The following is a 235-nucleotide window of genomic DNA, read 5'->3' on the forward strand; positions in this document are numbered from 1 at the left end:
CGCCCGGAACGCGCAGGGGGAGGGGCTGGCCGCGCTCGGGGCGGGCGCCGACGAGTCCGGCGCCCCCCGGGCCCCCGGCCTCACGTTCGCCTCCGGCCTGGCCGCGGAGACCGCGCGGATCATGGGCGCGGGCCGGCCGGGCATGACGATCGTGCTCGGCAGCGACGTGTACGGCGGCTCCTACCGCCCCCTCTCCCGCGTGCCCGCCCCGTGGGGCGTGGAGCACGCCGTCGTG

The 235-nt window shown here is 80.9% G+C and carries 1 pseudogene; it reads left to right on the forward strand.

Annotated features, from left to right (window positions below):
- Window positions 1-235, forward strand: a pseudogene (locus KVS67_RS13240) (PLP-dependent transferase); the annotation flags it as partial.

The sequence above is a fragment of the Micrococcus sp. GbtcB5 genome (assembly GCF_019091605.1).
GTDB lineage: Bacteria > Actinomycetota > Actinomycetes > Actinomycetales > Micrococcaceae > Micrococcus > Micrococcus luteus.